Source organism: Bacillus cereus group sp. MYBK30-2 (assembly GCF_051915945.1).
GTDB lineage: Bacteria > Bacillota > Bacilli > Bacillales > Bacillaceae_G > Bacillus_A > Bacillus_A paramycoides.
This window is the reverse complement of the sequence record NZ_JBQAFR010000001.1, coordinates 207,126-226,472: the sequence shown is the minus strand read 5'-3', so window position 1 is coordinate 226,472 and position 19,347 is coordinate 207,126. Positions and strand designations below refer to the sequence as shown.

Below are 19,347 nucleotides of genomic sequence, written 5' to 3'. Positions count from 1 at the left end.
CACGTAAGTAAGTGGTGTGGTAACTTCTACTTTACATGAAGCGAGATCGGTTTTTTGTTTTTTTCTTTAGGTGTCGCACTTAATAATACAATGCGTCAATACATAAAATATTTTTAACTTATTACCCTTTATACATAAAATAAATTTGATTTGCAATATAGTCTGAACTAAAGTGAAGTCCATTCCTTATCCACCACATGATGATACCTACCAAAGAGGCTGTTTTAATATCAACTGCAACATAATCATCTGGTAAATCCTTTTTCGTATTCTCTCTTCTCGTTTCTATTAATTGCTTTAAAAATAAAAATAATTGCTCCTCAAATTGATTCATTTTAAATAATATAAATAAATAATTTCGGTGGATATATAAATAATCAAGCAATTGTGTTAGCTTTTGTTTTTCTGATAAATCTTTTGCATGTATTAAATCAACAATTTTATTAGAAAGCTCATTTAAAATCTCGTTAGTGATTTGGTCTAGTAAATCTTGAATATCTTGATAATGTAAGTAAAAGGTTGTTCGATTTAATCCTGCCGTTGTTGCTACTTTCTGAACCGTTAAGCTTGAAATACTAGGATTCTCACATAAAAGAGAAAAAACAGCATTTTTAAACATTTCTCTTGAACGAACTGTACGAGGATCTTCTTTTTTAGATGTAGACATTTTGAAACTCCTTTATAGATTTTCTCTTTACTTACTCGACAGTGCATACCTTCTATGTCGAGTAGTGAACATTTTCAAAAAAACTGTTCATGGTCAAAGAAAATATATTTTGTTACCATTAATTTTATCGACATGATGTCGATAAATCAAGAAAACAATGAAGGAGTTTACCAATGCAAAAGGAAATATCAGAAAGAAATAAAAAAATTATATTAGTTGTCCTCATTACCGGTTGTTTTTTATCAACATTAAATCAGACGCTATTAAATGTGGCGATGAGTAATTTAATGGAAGTATTTGATGTTACGGCTGCAACAGTTCAATGGCTATCGACAGGCTTTATGCTCATAAATGGTGTTCTGGTACCAATTACTGCATTTTTAATGAAACGATTTACAACAAGGCAGCTATTTATTAGCTCGATGCTCTCTTTGTTTATTGGGACTGTTCTCTGTGCATGCGCCATGAATTTTGGCATTCTGTTAATAGGAAGAATGATTCAAGCAGTTGGGGCAGGAATTATTATGCCACTAATGATGACTGTTATTTTATATTTATACCCTAGTGAAAAGCGTGGAAGTATTATGGGGACCATCGGCTTTGCCATAATTTTTGCGCCAGCCATCGCTCCAACATTATCTGGCTTTATCATAGAATATGTATCATGGAGATGGCTATTTATTGGATTAGCTCCATTTGTATTCATTGTTATTATTCTCGCACTTAAATACTTGATGAATGTTGCAGATACAACAAAAGCAAAATTAGATATCGTAAGTGTCATTTTATCAACGATTGGCTTTGGTTGTGTTATATTCGGATTTAGTAGTGCAGGAAGCAAAGGATGGGATCACCCAGTTGTTATTACAACAATTATCATCGGTATAATCGTTACAGCTTTATTCTGTATACGTCAAATAAAGTCTAACGATCCATTATTGAATTTATCAGTATTTAAGTATAAAGTTTTCACTCTTACATCAGTCATTAACGTACTCATTACGATGATTATGTATGCTGATTTAATTCTTTTACCGATTTACTTGCAAAACGGACGAGGTTTTACTGCATTTGAATCAGGTTTACTTCTATTACCTGGAGCTGTAATTAATGCCTTCTTATCACCTATCACAGGAAAAATGTTTGATAAATACGGGGCAAAACCACTCTTTATTACAGGTTTAATATGTATCATTATTTCGATGTGGGGTGTAATTGATTTGACCGAATCTACAACTTATATGTATCTAATGGTTCGTACCATTATTCTACGAATTGGATTAAGTTTCATTTCGATGCCTTTAAACACAGCAGGCTTAAACGCCTTACCAAGAGAACTTGGTTCACATGGTTCAGCAGTAAATAATACGATTCGCCAATTAGCAGGTGCTATTGGAACAGCAGTCATCATCACTGTATATACAATTCAATCGACTTCACATATTTCACAGTTATCTAGTGAGAATGGAAGCATATCAGCTATGCAAGTAACAAAGTTATCTTCTATCTTCAGCTCAAGTGATGCCTACGTATTTATGTTAGTCTTATCTTTTTTAGCTTTGATTATTGCATGTTTTATGCCTAAAAAAGCAACAATTCAAAAATACGAAAGTAACTCTTAAAACAAAAAATCCTACTCGTATAGATAGTATTCCATACGAGTAGGATTTTATATTATTTATTTTGTTTCCCCGTCTTCAGTCGTCTTCACCTTCGTTTTATTTTTATCACGATGGTTATAGTTGTACTTAGAACGATCTACTGGAGTGAAGCCTTCTGGTGTGTAGAATCGTAATAAGTCGCCGTTAACAACTTGGTCAGAGTATTTTAGTGATTTTTGAACCATTTGTTCATTTTGTTTTATTTCGTCTGTAAATTCTACAGGATTTCCAGTCGCTGTATCATAGTATTTGCCATTCAGCGCAGTAACTGTTGGGCTTACATAGTTACCGTTACGGAATGCAACAACTTGTTTATGATCCGGCGATAATAAATCTGATCCGAATTGGACATAATTCTTTGTATCTGTACCTAGTAAGTGTAATAACGTTGGAAGAACGTCAATTTCTCCGCCGTATTGATGTTGTACGCCACCTTTCATTCCTGGTACGCGAATGATTAAAGGTACACGTTGTAACTGCGCATTTTCAAATGAGTTCATTTCTTTACCCATTATTTGAGACATTGCTGCGCCATGATTATCTGAAATACCGTAATGGTCACCGTACATAACGATAATTGAATTATCGTATAAACCAGATTGTTTCAAGTAATCCATGAAGCCTTTTACAGACTCATCTAAATAGCGTGCTGTTTGGAAATACGTATCTACAGAAGAGTCACCTGTTTTCGCTGGTTCAATCGTTGCTTCCGCTTTATCAATAGGATAAGGGAAATGGTTCGATAACGTAATGAACTTCGTATAGAACGGTTGTTTTAACGTTTGTAATAACGGAATTGATTCATTAAAGAACGGTTTATCTTTTAAGCCATAGTTTACTACATCTTTTTCATTCATATCATAGTATGACGCATCAAAGAATTTATTAAAACCAAATGATTTATAAATATCATCACGGTTCCAGAACGTTTTGTAGTTACCGTGGAACACTGCTGATGTGTATCCTTGTTGACCTAAAATAGCTGGTGCTGATTGATACGTGTTATGAGCTTTGTTTGTAAAAACAGATCCTTGTGGTAATCCAAACATTGAATTCTCTAACATAAACTCCGCATCAGATGTTTTACCTTGTCCTGTTTGATGGAAGAAGTTATCAAAGTATAACGTATTCGCATCTTTTGTAAATGAGTTTAAGAACGGTGTAACTTCTTGGCCATTTAGTTTGTAGTTTAGTAAAAAGTTTTGGAATGACTCTAGATGAATATAAATTACGTTCATTCCTTTTCCTTTACCAAAATACTCAGGATTTGGACTTGCATAACTTGATGCAAGATAGTTTCTTACTTCTGTCATACTATCTCCATCTGCTAATGCACGTTCTGTTGATGCTTTCGCACTTTGAATGCCATCATAAATCGTATAGTTGTACGCCCCTAAATATTTCACGATATAATTGCGGTCAAATGTTCTAGTTAATAATTCAGGACGGTCAGATTCTGCAAGTCCTAAGTTAATACTAAAGAATAAAATACCTACTAAAAATACTAGAGATAATTTATGCTTCGCAACACGGATTGGTTTAGGATTTACAAATTTCATTGCGACTAAAACAATTAAAATGATTGTATCTAAGAAATATAGCGGATCATATAAGTGTAGCAATGCAAAAATACTACCACCTAAATCTCCAAAGTTATTCGTTTGTGTTAATGTCGGGAACGTAATAAAATCGCTGAAAAAGCGGTAATATACTACGTTTGCGTATAAAAGTATAGACATTAGCAAATTAATAACAATTAACCAAATGTAAGCTCGTTTCCCCTTTGCGAATAATGCAAGACCTAAAAATAGAACTGCTGAGCTTAACGGGTTGAAAAACAGTAAGAACTTTTGGATTGTGTTTGATATCCCTAAATTAAATTCTGTCACATAAGCTGCGTATGTTTTTAACCAGAATAAAATAACGGCAAACACGAAAAATCCAAAATGATTGCTTAACACTCGCTTACTCTTTAATAGTAATTGTTTCATTTCTCCACCTCTTTTGATCATCCAAGGCTTATTTTGATATAAGTCTGTCTCTCTATTCAATTTTTCTTCTTCAAATAGGTTTTATTTGTTTAACTATATGAAGAATATTAGTAATTATAATTTGAAGCTATTATTTATTCAACTATTTCTTTTTAAACATTTTGACCTTGGTTTCTATTTAATAAAATAATTTTGTAACATTTCCTGTTTTCTTACATTAAGTTCTTCCCTAAATTCATCCGCTAATTAGAACATTACCCACTATAAACCTTTATTCATAAATCCGCAAACATATCTATCTCCAATTTTGGAACATTAATGCAATATACTAAAATTCACTATAAAAAACAGTTTATTATCATTTCAAGGTTTATCCCTACTTCAAAAATTTCTTGCTATCATTAATATTATTGTTGAATAATTATTCGCTTTATTTGAAAATAAAATTTATATTTCCCTTTCAGTAAATGACAAAAAAAGAGCTGGCACACAGTCGAAAACTCGACTTGTGAGACAGCTCCTTTTCATCGTTTATTATTGACCTTTGTACATTGCATCAACTTGTTTTTGAAGTTCTTCATTTTCTAAGAACTCATCATACGTTGCTTCCTTATCGACTACACCGTTTGGTGTTACTTCAATAATACGGTTTGCAATTGTTTGTATGAACTGATGGTCATGAGATGTGAATAGTAACGTACCTTTAAATGCGATTAAACCATTATTTAATGCCGTAATAGACTCAAGGTCTAAATGGTTCGTTGGATCATCCAATGTTAATACGTTTGCACCACTTAACATCATTTTAGATAGCATACAACGTACTTTTTCTCCTCCAGATAATACAGAAACGTTCTTCTTAACTTCTTCACCTGAGAATAACATACGGCCTAAGAAACCACGTAAGAAACTTTCTGATTCATCTTGTGGAGAGAACTGACGTAACCAATCAATTAGGTTATAATCACTGTTCTCGAAGTACTCAGAGTTATCTCTTGGGAAATGAGCTTGAGATGTTGTTACACCCCATTTGAATGAACCGCTATCTGGCTCCATTTCACCCATAAGAATTTTAAATAATGTTGTCATTGCAATATCGTTACGGCCGATAAATGCAACTTTATCACCTTTATTTAAAGTGAAGTACACATTATCTAATACTTTTTCTCCGTCGATTGTTTTAGAAATACCTTCAACAGTTAATAAGTCATTTCCTACTTCGCGCTCTGGTGTGAAGCCAACGAATGGGTAACGACGTGATGACGGTCTAATATCATCTAATGTAATTTTATCTAATAATTTTTTACGAGAAGTTGCTTGCTTTGCTTTAGATGCGTTTGAGCTAAAGCGCGCAATAAAGTTTTGTAATTCTTTTACTTTCTCTTCTTTTTTCTTATTAGCATCTTGCGTTAATTTTAAAGCTAATTGGCTTGACTCATACCAGAAGTCATAGTTACCAACGTATAATTGAATTTTACCGAAATCAAGGTCAGCCATGTGCGTACATACTTTATTTAAGAAGTGACGGTCATGGGATACAACGATAACTGTATTTTCAAAGTTCATTAAGAAGTTTTCTAACCATTGAATCGCTTTTAAGTCCAAGTGATTGGTAGGCTCATCTAGTAATAGAATGTCAGGTTGACCGAATAAAGCTTGAGCAAGTAATACTTTTACTTTCTCTGCCCCAGTTAATTCAGACATCTTTTTATCATGAATATCTTCACCAATACCTAATCCTTTTAGAAGGATTGCTGCTTCAGACTCTGCTTCCCAACCGTTTAACTCAGCGAATTCACCTTCAAGTTCTGCAGCACGCATGCCATCTTCATCACTAAAGTCTTCTTTCATGTAAATTGCATTTTTCTCTTGCATTACTTTATAAAGACGTGTGTGACCCATCATTACTGTTTCTAGTACAGGGAACTCTTCATATTCGAAGTGGTTCTGTTTTAATACTGCTAGACGCTCACCTGGCGTAATATGTATGTCACCTGTTGATGGTTCAATTTCTCCAGATAAAATCTTTAGAAATGTTGATTTACCAGCACCGTTTGCTCCGATTAAACCGTAGCAATTACCTGGCGTGAATTTTATGTTAACATCTTCAAACAATTTGCGATCTGCAAAACGCAAACTAACGTTACTTACTGTAATCATGTGTTTCCTCCTAGTAATACCGCTGATATCAGCGTTTTCTCACCGATTGTCTTAAAAAAACCGTACCTTACGATTCACTTATTGTAGACTATAGCTATTATATAGTAGAAGCTAGATGAATAGCAACGATTGATTACTTTTATGGTGTGAAATCAAGCCCATAATTGCATAAAAAAACTGTAGAGAAAAACCTCTCTACAGTTTTTTTATTACTTCGTATCAATCATTTTCTTTTTATAACTTTGTATTTTACTCGTTAACCCTATTAAAGCAGGTAACAATATCGGCATCACTATTAAAGCTAATAGTATAAGGGCAATGCCAACAACTAATGCCACTTGTATAAGTGTTAATACACCTGAAGGAATTAACGCTGCAAATGTCCCTCCTAAAATAAGTGCCGCTGATAATACAACTCCTCCTATGTGACGAGATGCATTTACAATCTTCGTTACTGAATCCCCTTCTAGCTCGTTATAACGCATCATTAAGAAAATACTATAATCCACTCCTAAAGCAACAATCATAATGAAGCTAAAGAATGGAACATTCCAGCTTAATGACTCTACGTTTAATACATGTGCACTAATTTGTTCACTAATACCAAGCGATGCAAAGTACGCTAAAATTAATGATCCAATGATAAAGGTTGAGTTTAAAAATGAACGTGTAATCACGATTAAAACCAGCGTAATACCAATTAACATAATCGTAGCTGTACGTAAGAAATCTTGCCCGGTTACTTCTTTTAAATCAACGTTTCTAGCTGTTGTCCCGCCGATTGCTTTTTTCGCACTTTTTAGTTCTGTTCCATTTAAAGTACCATCTATTGTTTTATTTATTTCTTGAATAATTGGCATTGCCTCTTTTGAATACGGATTTACATCTAAAATGATAGTCATTTTAGCAATTTTTCTATCATGTGACATAAACGTATTTAATACTTTCTGGAAATCTTCTCCCTCTAAAACTTCTTTCGGAATATAAAATTTCTCAGAGCTTTTCGACTCATTTAGCTCGCCTAAATATTTTTGAGCGTCCCCTAGACCGTTACTTACTTTTCCTAAACCCTCTGTACTTTTAGATAAACCTGATTGCAATTGTCCCATCTTTTCTTGCAAATCTTTAAGTCCAGTTAATAGTTGCCCTTGCCCATCGTTTATTTTCGTTAATCCAGATTGTAACTCAGCTGATTTGTTCGCAATTTGCTTTGAACCTGTAGCTCCTTCGTTCAAGCCATTTTTCAGTTCAGCAGCTCCTTTTTGTAGTTGCGTTACTCCATTGTTCATTTCCTTTAGACCATTATCTACTTTCAATAATGATTGATTTGCTTCTTTAAATGAACTCATCGCTTCTTTGTGCTGCGTCGCTAATTGATTTAATTCATTTGAAAGGACACTCAATTGCTTCTGAGCTTCTTTTGCAATTCCTAATGTTTGCTGTATGTTAGGATCCTTTGCTAATTCTGGTTTTGTTTGAATGAAATTGTTCATTAACGTTTCAATTTGTTCATATCCTTTTTTCGCACCATCAATCGCTTGAGAAATACTTCCGAAATATTGATCGTAAGAACTTAAACCTTTTTCTAACTGAGCATAACCAGCATGAAGCTGCGAAGTAGCATTTGAAAGGACATTGATATTTCCGTTTAATGATGCTAGCCCATCCTCTATTTGCTTCGCCCCTTGTGCCCCATTGTTTATTCCATTCGATAATTGATTTAAAGCTGTTCCTAATGCTGATACACCATTTTTCGCCTCATTTGTTCCATCAATTAACTTTTGAACATTTGCAAGACTATTTGAGTCATTACTACCCATTTTGTCTTTAGCATCTGTTAATCCGTCATTAATTTCTTTTATGCCACCATTTGCATCTCCTAAGCCTGTATTCAGTTCTCCGGCTTGTTTATTTATATATAATTCTTTAATCTTATCTCCAGTTGGACGCGTCGATGAATATACTTCTGAAACCCCTTTAACTTTCGAAATTTTTTCAGTTAGTTCATCTAAAGTTTGTAGGGAAGTCGCTTCATCTAGCTTTTTGTCAGATTGAATAACTAACGTACCCGGTGAAGAGAAACCAGGCGGGAAATGCTCTTCTATTACATTAATCCCCATTTTTGATTCATACTTATTATCTACTTCAAATAAATCATTGTAATTAAGCGTGTTGGAATATTTTAATACGAAAGGAATCGATATCACGAATACAATGATTAAAGCAACAAAGGGTCTTGCTACTGAGTTTTTCGCGAAGAATCCCCATAAACGACTATCCTCATGACCTTTAAATGTTTTAATTGGATAAAACATTCCTTTACCTAAAAGCACCATAAAAAATGGATTTAAAGTGGTTAATACCAATAGTAATATTGCGATACCTATTGCTACTGCTGAAGTAGATTGATATAATTTAAAACTTGCTAAAACAAGTGATGCAAACCCAATTAGCACTGCTACCCCACTATATAAAACGGTTTTACCTGCCGATTTAAATGTCTCTTTCGTAGCTAAATATGCATTTTCTTGTTTACTTAATTCCTCTTTAAATCTCGTATATAATAAAATGTTATAATCTGTTCCAACTCCAAACAGGACGACAACTAAAAAGACTTGCGTAAAGTTTGAAAACGGAAAATTAAATTGATCTACAAGATGGGCAATTACCCCCATTGAAACTAAATAAGATACCCCAACTGTAAGAAGAGAAATAATTGGAACTATTGGCGAACGAAAAACAATAATTAAAACAACAAGAATGAAAATGATTGAGATAATTTCTGTTTTTTTCACTCCCTCTTGTGTGGATTTAAGAAAGTCATCCGCTATTAAATCACTTCCTGTTAAATACGTTTTTACACCTTCTGGTTTAATTTTATTTTGAAGCCCGCTTGCAACTTTTGATATTTCACCATGTTTTTTATCTACCGATATTTGCGTTAAAATAGTCGTATTATCTTTAGAAACTAATTGTTTCTCCAAGTCTTTATTATCTAAATGTGTGACAATATCCTTAATTCCTAATTGCTCTTTTTCATTTTGTAAAGCAGTGATAGTTTTCGTTATTTCCTCTTTTTGCTCATTTGTTAAAGCCTTCTTACTTCCACTATTAAAGACAGCTATAATTTCGTACTTTTCAACTCCGTCTTTATCCATTTTTTTTATCATCTTGTCAGCTATACTGCTTTGTTCTGTTTTTGGAATAGTAATTTGCCCTTTTTCTTTCACTAATTTATCCATATTAGGCATTGTTACTATCATTGTGATAGTAATAACTATCCATAATAGAAAAGATAAACTTCTCCAATTTCTCAGCTGATTCATATCGATCCTCTCCCACTAATAAAATTTTACATTTTACACGGAATGAATATTCATTCCTTTTCTTTTAAATATACCTTTTCGGAATGAACGTTCATTCCTATTATTCTATTAATTATTTTTTCGAACTCTATTAAAACTCACTCTATCGGAATGAATATTCATTCCCTTAGTTGTACAGATATACCAGCTCCTGTTCTCATTTTCATATCTATTTAGGAATGAATATTCATTCCTTTTCTTTTAAAGCTATAGAATCAATCGATTCTAATAGCATTCCAAGAACTCTCTTCCAATTCTTTTACCAATTCTTTTGTGTATTTTAAATCCCCTGTCGCCATTACTTTGATTAATTTTTCAACTGGCTGATATACAATAATAATTAAAGCAACTGGAGGTAATGGACGAAGAAAACCTTTTTCGATTCCATCCTCTATGAGATCCATAAAGAAGCCCATAAAATCATCAAATATTTCCTTACTATGTTCATCAAGAAAATAACTATCACAGTGAGAATTTGTAAAAAGAAAAGCATCCACATTGTGTCGCGCAAATTCAAATAAACGGTTGTATGTATGACTAAACTGTTCACGAATATTTGCATCAACAGGAAAATCAGTTTTTATTAACTCAGATAGTTGTAAAACGCACTTTGTAAATAAAGAATTAACGAGCGACTCTTTATTTTCAAAATAACGATAAATGGTACCTGCACCTACATTTGCTTTTTCGGCAATCATCGGAATTGTTGTACCATCGTACCCTCGCTCTGCAAAAAGTTGCATAGCAGCATTAAAAATATCATCTTGTTTGTTTTTAGCCATTTTTCCCACCTCAATTTTCAGGAATGAAAATTCATTCCGTTTTTTATTATAAATTACATGGATTAAAAGTCAAGTGTGTGACTAAGCCCATATCGCATTTATCGAATAACACACTCAACTAGGTTATCAATACATTTTTTGAATTATCCCTTCAAAAAAATTCTTTGTATCATCATGACTTAAAACTCTCAATACATCTTGTATCTTAAAGAATTGAACCTGGCTTATTTCATTATCTTTTGGATCTAAATCTGTTCTATCACCTATATATTCTACATAAAACATAGTAGTTTTTTGCTTTTCATATCCAATTTTGACTTTGAGTTCTTCAGGAAAATCAAAGCAAATCTTATCTTCAAATTGGCTAATAACTTTAAATTTTTTAGAGCCTGTTTCTTCTTCCAACTCTCTCAACATAGCACTTTCTAAGTCATTATCTGTATGTTTTACACCGCCTTTAGGAAAATCCCATTCCCCTTTTGACAAAGTATATTCTCCTTTTATATCACTAATTTTCACCTTATGTATTAATAACAATTCATTATGTTGGAATACGATTGCACCTACTGCTTGCCTAATCATTATACTTTTCCTCCTAAAACTTCACTAAACATTTTTGAGGTTTTGAACTCTTTCTACCATTTACACTCCATGCTAATTTGTAAAATAGAATATAAATTCCGTTATGTATATTTTTGCATGTTTGTATTACTCTCTTACCTCTCTTAAAACAATGGTTTCACACTATTAATAGAAAAGTACCATAATAAAAATATTTTCATTATAGTACTTTTTCTTGATCATATATAGCATATAGTATGAATTAAAAGAAATCATAAATAAATGCTTCACGCACCGGTACTACATTCTCAAATGCTCGTATTTCCTCTTCATTTCCGCTAATTAATTCTAATTCATATAGTTCTAACGGACGTTTGTAGCCAAACATTATTGTAGATAACGCATTGATATCTAGTCTAATTCCTTTATTTAATGTCTCTTCTTTTATAATTGTTATTTCATGATTTGCAAGCCTCACTGTTACGTTATTCCACGGAGCAAATGAATCAGTAATATGTAAAATCACTTCTTGCTGTACATTGTTCCAGTTCAACTCATATTGATTTAAGAACGGCTGCACATCTACAATTCTACCCATAAAATATGGTTTCATTTCTGCCTTCACTCGTGGCTCTTGCAATGTATATAACAACGGTTCTTTTTCACTTAGTATCATTTCAAGTTCTTTAATCATAGAATCATGTTGGCAGATGAAGTTCCAAAGGCCATTTCTCGCTTCATTATGCAGTGGAACAAATTCTTCTACTGTCATTTTATAATTTTCTATTTTATATAACATGTAACCAGCTGCAGTTTTATTTTCATCATAGTAAATCGCTAATGTTAAGTCATGGTAAACCGCTTGTAACCACCATTTTTCACTGCGAACTAGCATACCTGAAAAGCGTTCAGCAAATGTTTCATAGATCTTCTCTACTTCTTCTGAGTGATTTTCTTTATTGAAACGTTTCACAGTACCTTTCACTTGTTTTTTCATTACTAAATCGCTCTTCTCCATATGACATGCAAGGCGATTCGCACAAAGTTCCCATCCGTATTTACGGTAAAATGACACTGCAAATGGATGTAACATCGATACTGTATATCCATCTTTTTTCATCGTTTGAAGTGAGTGTTGAAGCAATTCTTTCACATATCCGTTTCTTCTATACTCAGGATACGTCGCTACCCCTGCAACGCCGCCCATTTTAAATTTTTCTTTGCCTATGTAAATATGAAACGGAATAAGGTGGAGTTTTGTTGCTAATTCTTCGCCCTCCATAATACCGTATATTTGATGACTTTCCTTCATTCGTGTAATCTGCTGCTGCACTCGTTCTTCATTTGCTTTATATTGAAAAGCATATTCTGATAATGTTAGCGCTTCTCTGAATTTATCTTCTTTTAATTGTATGACGTTCATATATTTCTCCTCCATTCCTCACCTAAATTGTACCATAATTCTTAATGTTCCGATTCAGTGAATGGAATTATATCAACGTTTCGACAAATAATGACACGTCCGTTCGCATATAAAAAGCAGATACTTATGTATCTGCTTCTCATCATATTATTTAGCTAACGTTTGTAGCTCTTCAAAAAATGTAGGGTATGATACACCTACTGCTTCTGCATCTTCAATCGTTGTTTCCCCTTCAGCTATGCAGCCGGCAATCGCAAGCATCATTCCAATGCGGTGATCTCCGTGACTATGTACTGTATCGCCCTTTAAAGTTGATTTTCCGTAAATAATCATTCCATCATCAGTTGCTTCAATGCGGGCTCCGAGTTTCGTTAATTCAGCAACGACTGTATCGATACGATTCGTTTCTTTCACTTTTAACTCGTGTGCATCTTTAATGACTGTAATTCCTTCTGCTTGTGTTGCTGCTAAAGCGATAATTGGAATTTCGTCGATCAATCTTGGAATAATGTCTCCGCCAATTTCAATTCCTTTTAGTGAAGATGTTTCAATTGTAATGTTTGCAGCTGGTTCTGATACTCCTTCATTAATTGGCTCTACTGTAAACGTAGCCCCCATTTTCTCAAGAACATCTATAATACCTGTACGAGTCGGATTCATTCCTACATTTTGTAATAGTAGTTTACTATTTGAAATAATCGCTCCTGCTACTAAGAAAAATGCGGCTGATGATACGTCACCTGGAACTTGAACATCTGTTCCTTTTAGCTTTTGTCCACCAGCTAGTTTTACAGTTTTTCCTTCACGAGTTACTGTAACACCAAACGCCTCAAGCATTCTTTCTGTATGATCACGAGAAATATGCGGTTCTGTAACAGCTGTTACACCTTCTGCACGAAGACCTGCAAGTAAAATAGCTGACTTTACTTGTGCACTTGCGACAGGTGAAGTATATTCGATCGCTTTTAAATCTCCACCACGTATTGTAAGCGGCGTAAACGTTCCTTCTTCTCGGCCATCAATGTTTACGCCCATTTGCTTTAATGGATTGGTTACACGTTGCATCGGTCTCTTCGCAATTGAAGCGTCACCTTGTACACAAGAAAAGAACGGTGTGTTTGCCAATATACCTGACATTAATCGTATTGTTGTACCAGAATTACCTACATCTAAAACTTGTTTCGGTTCTTGTAAACCTTCTAATCCTTTTCCAACTACCGTAACTTCGTCTCCATTTTGCGTAATTTCTACTCCCATTTCTTTAAAACAAGAAATGGTACTTAAACAATCTGCACCAGGTAGAAACCCTTGAATTGTTGTTTTTCCTTCTGCGATTGCGCCAAACATGACAGCGCGATGCGAAATGGATTTATCACCAGGGATTTTAATTGTGCCATTCAATCCATTAGTTACAGGTTGTATTGTTGTTTCTTTCACGTTCTCACCTTCTTTTTTAAATTGTTTCATACGTTTGGTATTCTTCTATTCCTAGTGCTAGCTTTGCCTTCATGCGATCTTCTTCTCTTTGGAAACTAATTCGTAACACTCCAAGTAGTCCTTCGCGCGCTTCTAATATTTGCAAGTTTGTAATACTAATTTCTTCTTCTGCTAGAATACTCGTAATATGAGCTAAAGCCCCTACTTTATCTAAAACATCGACATATAAATCGTGATAGGCAGGAATTGCGCCCCTCTTTCGTACTGGTAAAGAATCACGGTATTCTTTTGCGTGAGCAAAATAGTTTTGTATTTCGCCTGCGTCTCCTTTAGAAACCGTCTTATATAACTCTTCCATTTCAGAAATCCATTCTTCTAATAGTTCCAATAAATGCTCGCGGTTTTGTTTTACAATATCACTCCACATTTTCGGACTACTTGATGCAATACGTGTAATATCTTTAAATCCGCCTGCAGCTAGTTGATGAATAAGCGGATTATCACCAGCGTGCTTCTCAACTTGTTTCACTAATCCTGCTGCTATCAGATGCGGAAAATGACTAACAATTCCTGTTACATAATCGTGTTCTTTTGTATTTAAAACAAGAAAATGCGAGCCTGTTCCTTTTAACCATTCTTTTAGCTCATCCACTTGATTAGTTGGCACGTGATTCATTGGGGTTAAAATGTAAAATGCGTTTTCGAATAAGTGTGCCTTTGCACTTTCAACGCCAGTTTTATGAGAACCTGCCATCGGATGTCCGCCGATAAAAGAAACTTTCTTTGATAATAAAGCTTCCGCTTCATTCATAATTGTCCCTTTTGTACTTCCTACATCGGTAACGATAACATCTTCTCGTAAATGAAATGATGCAAGTTTGTGTAATAACTTTTTTGTTTCTTCAACTGGAGAGGCAAAAACAATTAAATTTGCCTCCTCACATGCACGCTGTAAATCTACTGCTACTTCGTCAACTACATGTAATTCTTTTGCGCGCTCTACTTGTTCTTTAAATATATCATAGCCGATAATCGTTACATCGTGCTCTTTTTTTATCGCTAACGCAAGAGAGCCTCCTATTAATCCTGTTCCAATTAATACTACCTTTTTACACATGTGCCTCATCTCGAGACTTACTTTTTTTATTTTCAAAGTGTTGTTTTAACACTGAAATCACTCCCTCATTTTGTTCCCTTGTACCAATTGTAATGCGTACGCCATTTGGAAACGGACGAATAATAAACCCAGCGTGCGCACAAACTTCATAAATTTCTCCAGCATTCTCTACTGGCAAAAAGATAAAGTTCGTTTGTGATGGATAAAACGGGATTTCATTTTCTTTACAAAAACTCTCGTACTGTTGTAATCCCTCTTCGTTAACACGTACTATTTCTTCAATAAACGCTTCATCACTAAAGGCAATCGTTGCAGCTTTTTGTGCTAATGAAGACACGTTAAACGGCAAACGAACGACATTTAATTTCTCAATTAATTCTTCTTGTCCAATCGCATACCCAACGCGAAATGATGCTAAACCGTACGCTTTAGAAAACGTTCTTAATATAAGAAGGTTTTTATGTTTTTCTAATAGTGGTAACGTCTCTGGGAAATCTTTCGCGGTTACATATTCATAGTATGCTTCGTCAATGACAATTAACGTCTTTTCACTAACTCCCTCAATAAATTGATTTAATTTTCGCTCATTAACATGTGTGCCTGTCGGATTATTCGGGTTACAAATCCAAACAATTTTTGTATGTTTATCAATCACTGAAGAAATTCCATCTAAGTCATATACACCGTTATTTAAAGGAACTTCTTTCACTTCACATCCTTCAATAACCGCATGATGACGGTACTGAGGAAATGTTTCGCCAGCTGTTACGATATTATCTCCTTTACATAGCACTGCACGGCTTATAATTTGAATAACTTCATCAAGTCCACTACCACAAAGCACTTGTTCCATTTGTACTTGTAATTTCTCTGCAATCGTTTGACGGAGCTTTGCAGCACCTCCGTCAGGATATAAAGCATGTTCTTGCCACGATTTTTGTAATTCTCCTAAAACACGAGGTGAACAGCCAAATGGATTTTCATTTGATGCTAACTTAACAAATGAATGATTCCCGTATACTTCTTTCATTTGCTCTGGTGATTTACCTGGTTTATACGGTTGTAATGATGATAGTTGATCTTTTACTCGCATGTTAAACCCGCCTTTTTATTAAAATTCTTTTGCGTATTTGTTATGTTGCGTAATGTTTTGCTTTAATAATGCCATACGATCTTTTCCGAATTGTTCGACTAGTGCATCTGCAAGTTCCCATGCCACAACAGCTTCAGCTACTACACCTGCTGCGGGTACTGCACAGCTATCAGATCTCTCAATACTCGCTTGGAACGCTTCCTTCGTATCAATATCTACGCTTGCTAACGGTTTATATAATGTAGGAATTGGCTTCATCACACCTCTTACCACAATTGGCATACCTGTTGTCATACCGCCTTCTAAGCCACCTGCATTATTTGTTTTTCTTGTGTAGCCTTTTTCTTCATCCCACATAATTTCATCGTGCACTTTACTTCCCGGCTGTCTTGCCGCCTCAAAACCAATTCCGATTTCAGCACCTTTAAACGCATTCACGCTCATAATAGCACCGGCAAGTTTTGCATCTAATTTACGATCGTAATGAACGTAGCTACCAACTCCAATTGGCATACCTTCTGCAATTACCTCAACAATACCACCGATTGAATCTCCGCTACTTTTCGCATCATCAATCGCATCCATCATTTCTTGTTCTACTTCCTTATCTAAACATCGAACTGGTGAGTTTTCAGTAATCGTTTGAATTTCTTCTATCGGTAAGTGAGTAATATGCTTCGCTTTTACTCCACCAATTTCAAGGACATGCCCTGCAATTTCAACACCTAATTCTTTCAAAATTTGTTTCGCAACTGCACCAGCTGCAACTCTAACTGTCGTTTCTCTTGCAGAAGAGCGCTCTAACACGTTTCTTATATCACGATGGCCGTATTTAATTGCACCGTTTAAATCCGCATGTCCTGGACGTGGTTTCGTTATAGTGCGTTTCATTTCTTTACTTTCTTGTTCTGAAATTGGCTCTGCACCCATTACTTTCGTCCAATGTTTGAAATCATCATTTTTTACGATTAACGTAATTGGTGAACCAAGTGTCATTCCGTGACGTACACCACTTACAATTTCAACTGTATCTGTTTCAATTTGCATGCGTCTTCCGCGTCCATGCCCTTTTTGTCTTCTTAATAACTCTTTATTAATATGTTCCGCCGTGAGTGTTAAACCTGCTGGTACACCTTCTAAAATAACTGTTAACTGCGGACCATGTGATTCTCCAGCTGTAATATATCTCATTTCTCTTGCCCCTTTATTATTTTTTTGTACAAAAAAGTCCCTACTGAGCGCTCAGTAGGGACGATGTTTATCGCGGTACCACCCTAGTTGTAGACTTATTTCGTCTACCTCTCTTCTTCTTTAACGATCATTTGACCGTCTTTCCCTCCATAAGTGGCGGGAAAGATGCTCCAAGGCTGTAATTCATGCTTACCTTTGTACTGATTCACACCGACCATCAGCTCTCTTTAACAGTGAGATAAGCACTACTGTTTCCTCTTCAGCGCATATATGATATGGAATTAAGATAATTTATTTTTGAAACCTTTTAACTCATCCATGAATCTATGGAATTCTGGAATATCCATTTGCTGTGCAGAATCTGATAACGCAACTGCTGGGTCTGGATGTACTTCCGCCATTACTGCATCTGCTCCAATTGCAAGTGCCGCTTTCGCTGTTGGTAATAATAAATCTCTACGTCCAGTTGAATGCGTTACGTCAACGATAACTGGTAAATGTGTTTCTTTCTTTAAAATCGGTACTGCTGAAATATCTAATGTGTTACGTGTCGCTCTTTCGTATGTGCGAATACCGCGCTCACAAAGAATAATTTGGTCGTTACCTTGCGCAATAATGTATTCCGCTGCATTAATGAACTCATCAATTGTTGCTGCTAAACCACGTTTTAATAATACTGGCTTGTTAACTTTACCTACAGCTCGTAGTAAATCAAAGTTTTGCATGTTACGTGCCCCAACTTGAATTACATCAACGTATTTTAGCGCCATTTCTACGTCATTCGGATTTAAAATTTCACTAATAATCGCTAAGTCGAACTCATCTGCTACTTGGCGTAAAATTTGTAAACCTTCTACTCCTAAACCTTGGAAATCGTATGGAGATGTTCTCGGTTTGAAAGCACCACCACGCATTAATTTAAGTCCTTGATCTTTCATCGCTTGCCCTACTTGGCGAACTTGCTCTAAGCTTTCTACTGCACAAGGTCCCATAATGAACGTTTGTGTTCCGTTTCCAATTAATTCACCTTTAACATTAACAATTGTATTTTCTTTTTTCTTTTTACGTGATACTAGTAATGCTTTACGGTTATCATCTTCTTGTAGTTCTAAGCTTGCTTTGAAAATCGTTTTGAAAATATGTTGAACCGTTGACGTTTCGAATGGTCCTTCGTTATGCTCTGCAATCATATCAAGTACTTCACGCTCACGTACTGGATCAAAGCGTTTCGTACCTTGCACTTGTTTTTGCTCCCCAATTTTTTGAACGATTTCACCTCGTTTGTTTAAAAGGTGTAGTAATTGTAAATTGATTTCATCTACCTGTTTACGTAATTGATCTAATTCATGATTTGCCATTTGGAAATCCTCCTCTAATGTTTTAAAAGTATAGTAAGAGAATGGAAAATTCTCTATTTTCTGAACTGATGAATTATACAAATTCATTGTGGAATCGATACCTCTTCTTATTTTAAACTAATAATTAGTACAAAGACACTATCTACTAGTTAAAATCCCACTTTTTTTGTACAAAAAATCCCTACTGATCCAATCAGTAGGGACGATATTTATCGCGGTACCACCCTAGTTGTAGACTTATTTCGTCTACCTCTCTTCATTGTTAACGATCATTTGACCGTCTTCCCCTTCATAAAGACAATAAGTATCTTTACTTTGAAAAAGATGCTCCAGGACTGTAATTCGCTCTTGTTTTTGTACTGGTTCGCACCAACCACCAGCTCTCTGTTACAGGGAAACAACAACTACTCCTTTTCCTTTCAACGCATGTTTATTTTATTTTCAAGTTGGGCCACCAAAATACAAAAAGTCCCTACTGAATAAATCAGTAGGGACGATATTTATCGCGGTACCACCCTAGTTGTAGACTATATTTCTGTCT

The 19,347-nt window shown here is 34.8% G+C and carries 13 protein-coding genes and 3 other annotated features (1 of these 16 cut by a window edge); of the genes, 1 reads left to right on the top strand and 12 read right to left on the bottom strand.

Annotation, left to right across the window (positions count from 1 at the left end; genetic code table 11):
• Window positions 1-121: 121 nt before the first annotated feature.
• Window positions 122-667 carry a TetR/AcrR family transcriptional regulator gene (locus tag ACTFQM_RS01100; RefSeq protein WP_071719253.1) on the bottom strand — a complete coding sequence of 182 codons (546 nt, stop codon included), beginning with the start codon at window positions 665-667 and terminating at the stop codon, window positions 122-124.
• A 173-nt stretch (window positions 668-840) separates the two neighbouring features.
• Here ACTFQM_RS01100 and ACTFQM_RS01095 point away from each other — a divergent pair, with 173 nt between their 5' ends.
• The gene (locus ACTFQM_RS01095) at window positions 841-2,289 is read left to right on the top strand and encodes a DHA2 family efflux MFS transporter permease subunit (protein WP_400486707.1); all 1,449 of its coding nucleotides are present in this window, start codon (window positions 841-843) and stop codon (window positions 2,287-2,289) included.
• A 56-nt stretch (window positions 2,290-2,345) separates the two neighbouring features.
• On the opposite strand, the gene ACTFQM_RS01090 is transcribed toward ACTFQM_RS01095, so the two are convergent.
• The 11 genes from ACTFQM_RS01090 to ACTFQM_RS01040 all read right to left on the bottom strand — a co-directional run bounded on the left by ACTFQM_RS01090 (window position 2,346) and on the right by ACTFQM_RS01040 (window position 18,806).
• On the bottom strand, window positions 2,346-4,319 hold the full coding sequence (locus tag ACTFQM_RS01090; protein ID WP_048371182.1) for an LTA synthase family protein: 1,974 nt from the start codon (window positions 4,317-4,319) through the stop codon (window positions 2,346-2,348).
• 534 nt (window positions 4,320-4,853) lie between these two features.
• The gene (locus ACTFQM_RS01085; protein WP_440033156.1) at window positions 4,854-6,479 is read right to left on the bottom strand and encodes an ABC-F family ATP-binding cassette domain-containing protein; all 1,626 of its coding nucleotides are present in this window, start codon (window positions 6,477-6,479) and stop codon (window positions 4,854-4,856) included.
• A 209-nt stretch (window positions 6,480-6,688) separates the two neighbouring features.
• Window positions 6,689-9,805: an MMPL family transporter gene (locus ACTFQM_RS01080; RefSeq protein WP_440033155.1), complete on the bottom strand. Its 3,117-nt coding sequence runs from the start codon at window positions 9,803-9,805 to the stop codon at window positions 6,689-6,691.
• Window positions 9,806-10,059: 254 nt separating this feature from the next.
• Window positions 10,060-10,626, bottom strand: a complete 567-nt coding sequence (locus tag ACTFQM_RS01075; RefSeq protein WP_002172423.1) for a TetR/AcrR family transcriptional regulator — start codon at window positions 10,624-10,626, stop codon at window positions 10,060-10,062.
• 126 nt (window positions 10,627-10,752) lie between these two features.
• Window positions 10,753-11,208 (bottom strand): NUDIX domain-containing protein, encoded by a 456-nt coding sequence (locus ACTFQM_RS01070; protein WP_440033154.1) that lies wholly within the window; start codon window positions 11,206-11,208, stop codon window positions 10,753-10,755.
• Between the two features lie 241 nt (window positions 11,209-11,449).
• Window positions 11,450-12,610, bottom strand: a complete 1,161-nt coding sequence (locus ACTFQM_RS01065; RefSeq protein WP_440033153.1) for a GNAT family N-acetyltransferase — start codon at window positions 12,608-12,610, stop codon at window positions 11,450-11,452.
• Window positions 12,611-12,757: 147 nt separating this feature from the next.
• Entirely contained in the window at window positions 12,758-14,047 is a 1,290-nt protein-coding gene (gene aroA, locus ACTFQM_RS01060; RefSeq protein ID WP_440034360.1) for a 3-phosphoshikimate 1-carboxyvinyltransferase, read from the bottom strand.
• A 16-nt stretch (window positions 14,048-14,063) separates the two neighbouring features.
• Window positions 14,064-15,164, bottom strand: coding sequence for a prephenate dehydrogenase (gene tyrA, locus ACTFQM_RS01055; RefSeq protein ID WP_440033152.1), 1,101 nt, complete (start codon window positions 15,162-15,164; stop codon window positions 14,064-14,066).
• Complete coding sequence (hisC, locus tag ACTFQM_RS01050; RefSeq protein ID WP_440033151.1) at window positions 15,157-16,257, bottom strand: histidinol-phosphate transaminase; 1,101 nt, start codon at window positions 16,255-16,257, stop codon at window positions 15,157-15,159. Before hisC ends, tyrA begins: the two co-directional genes overlap by 8 nt.
• An 18-nt stretch (window positions 16,258-16,275) precedes the next feature.
• Window positions 16,276-17,448: a chorismate synthase gene (gene aroC, locus ACTFQM_RS01045; RefSeq protein ID WP_440033150.1), complete on the bottom strand. Its 1,173-nt coding sequence runs from the start codon at window positions 17,446-17,448 to the stop codon at window positions 16,276-16,278.
• A 53-nt stretch (window positions 17,449-17,501) separates the two neighbouring features.
• Window positions 17,502-17,720 (bottom strand) — a binding site (T-box leader).
• A 9-nt stretch (window positions 17,721-17,729) separates the two neighbouring features.
• The gene (locus ACTFQM_RS01040) at window positions 17,730-18,806 is read right to left on the bottom strand and encodes a bifunctional 3-deoxy-7-phosphoheptulonate synthase/chorismate mutase (protein ID WP_025150835.1); all 1,077 of its coding nucleotides are present in this window, start codon (window positions 18,804-18,806) and stop codon (window positions 17,730-17,732) included.
• Between the two features lie 195 nt (window positions 18,807-19,001).
• Window positions 19,002-19,238: a binding site (T-box leader), on the bottom strand.
• Window positions 19,239-19,292: 54 nt separating this feature from the next.
• Window positions 19,293-19,347 (bottom strand) — a binding site (T-box leader); it runs 182 nt beyond the window's last position.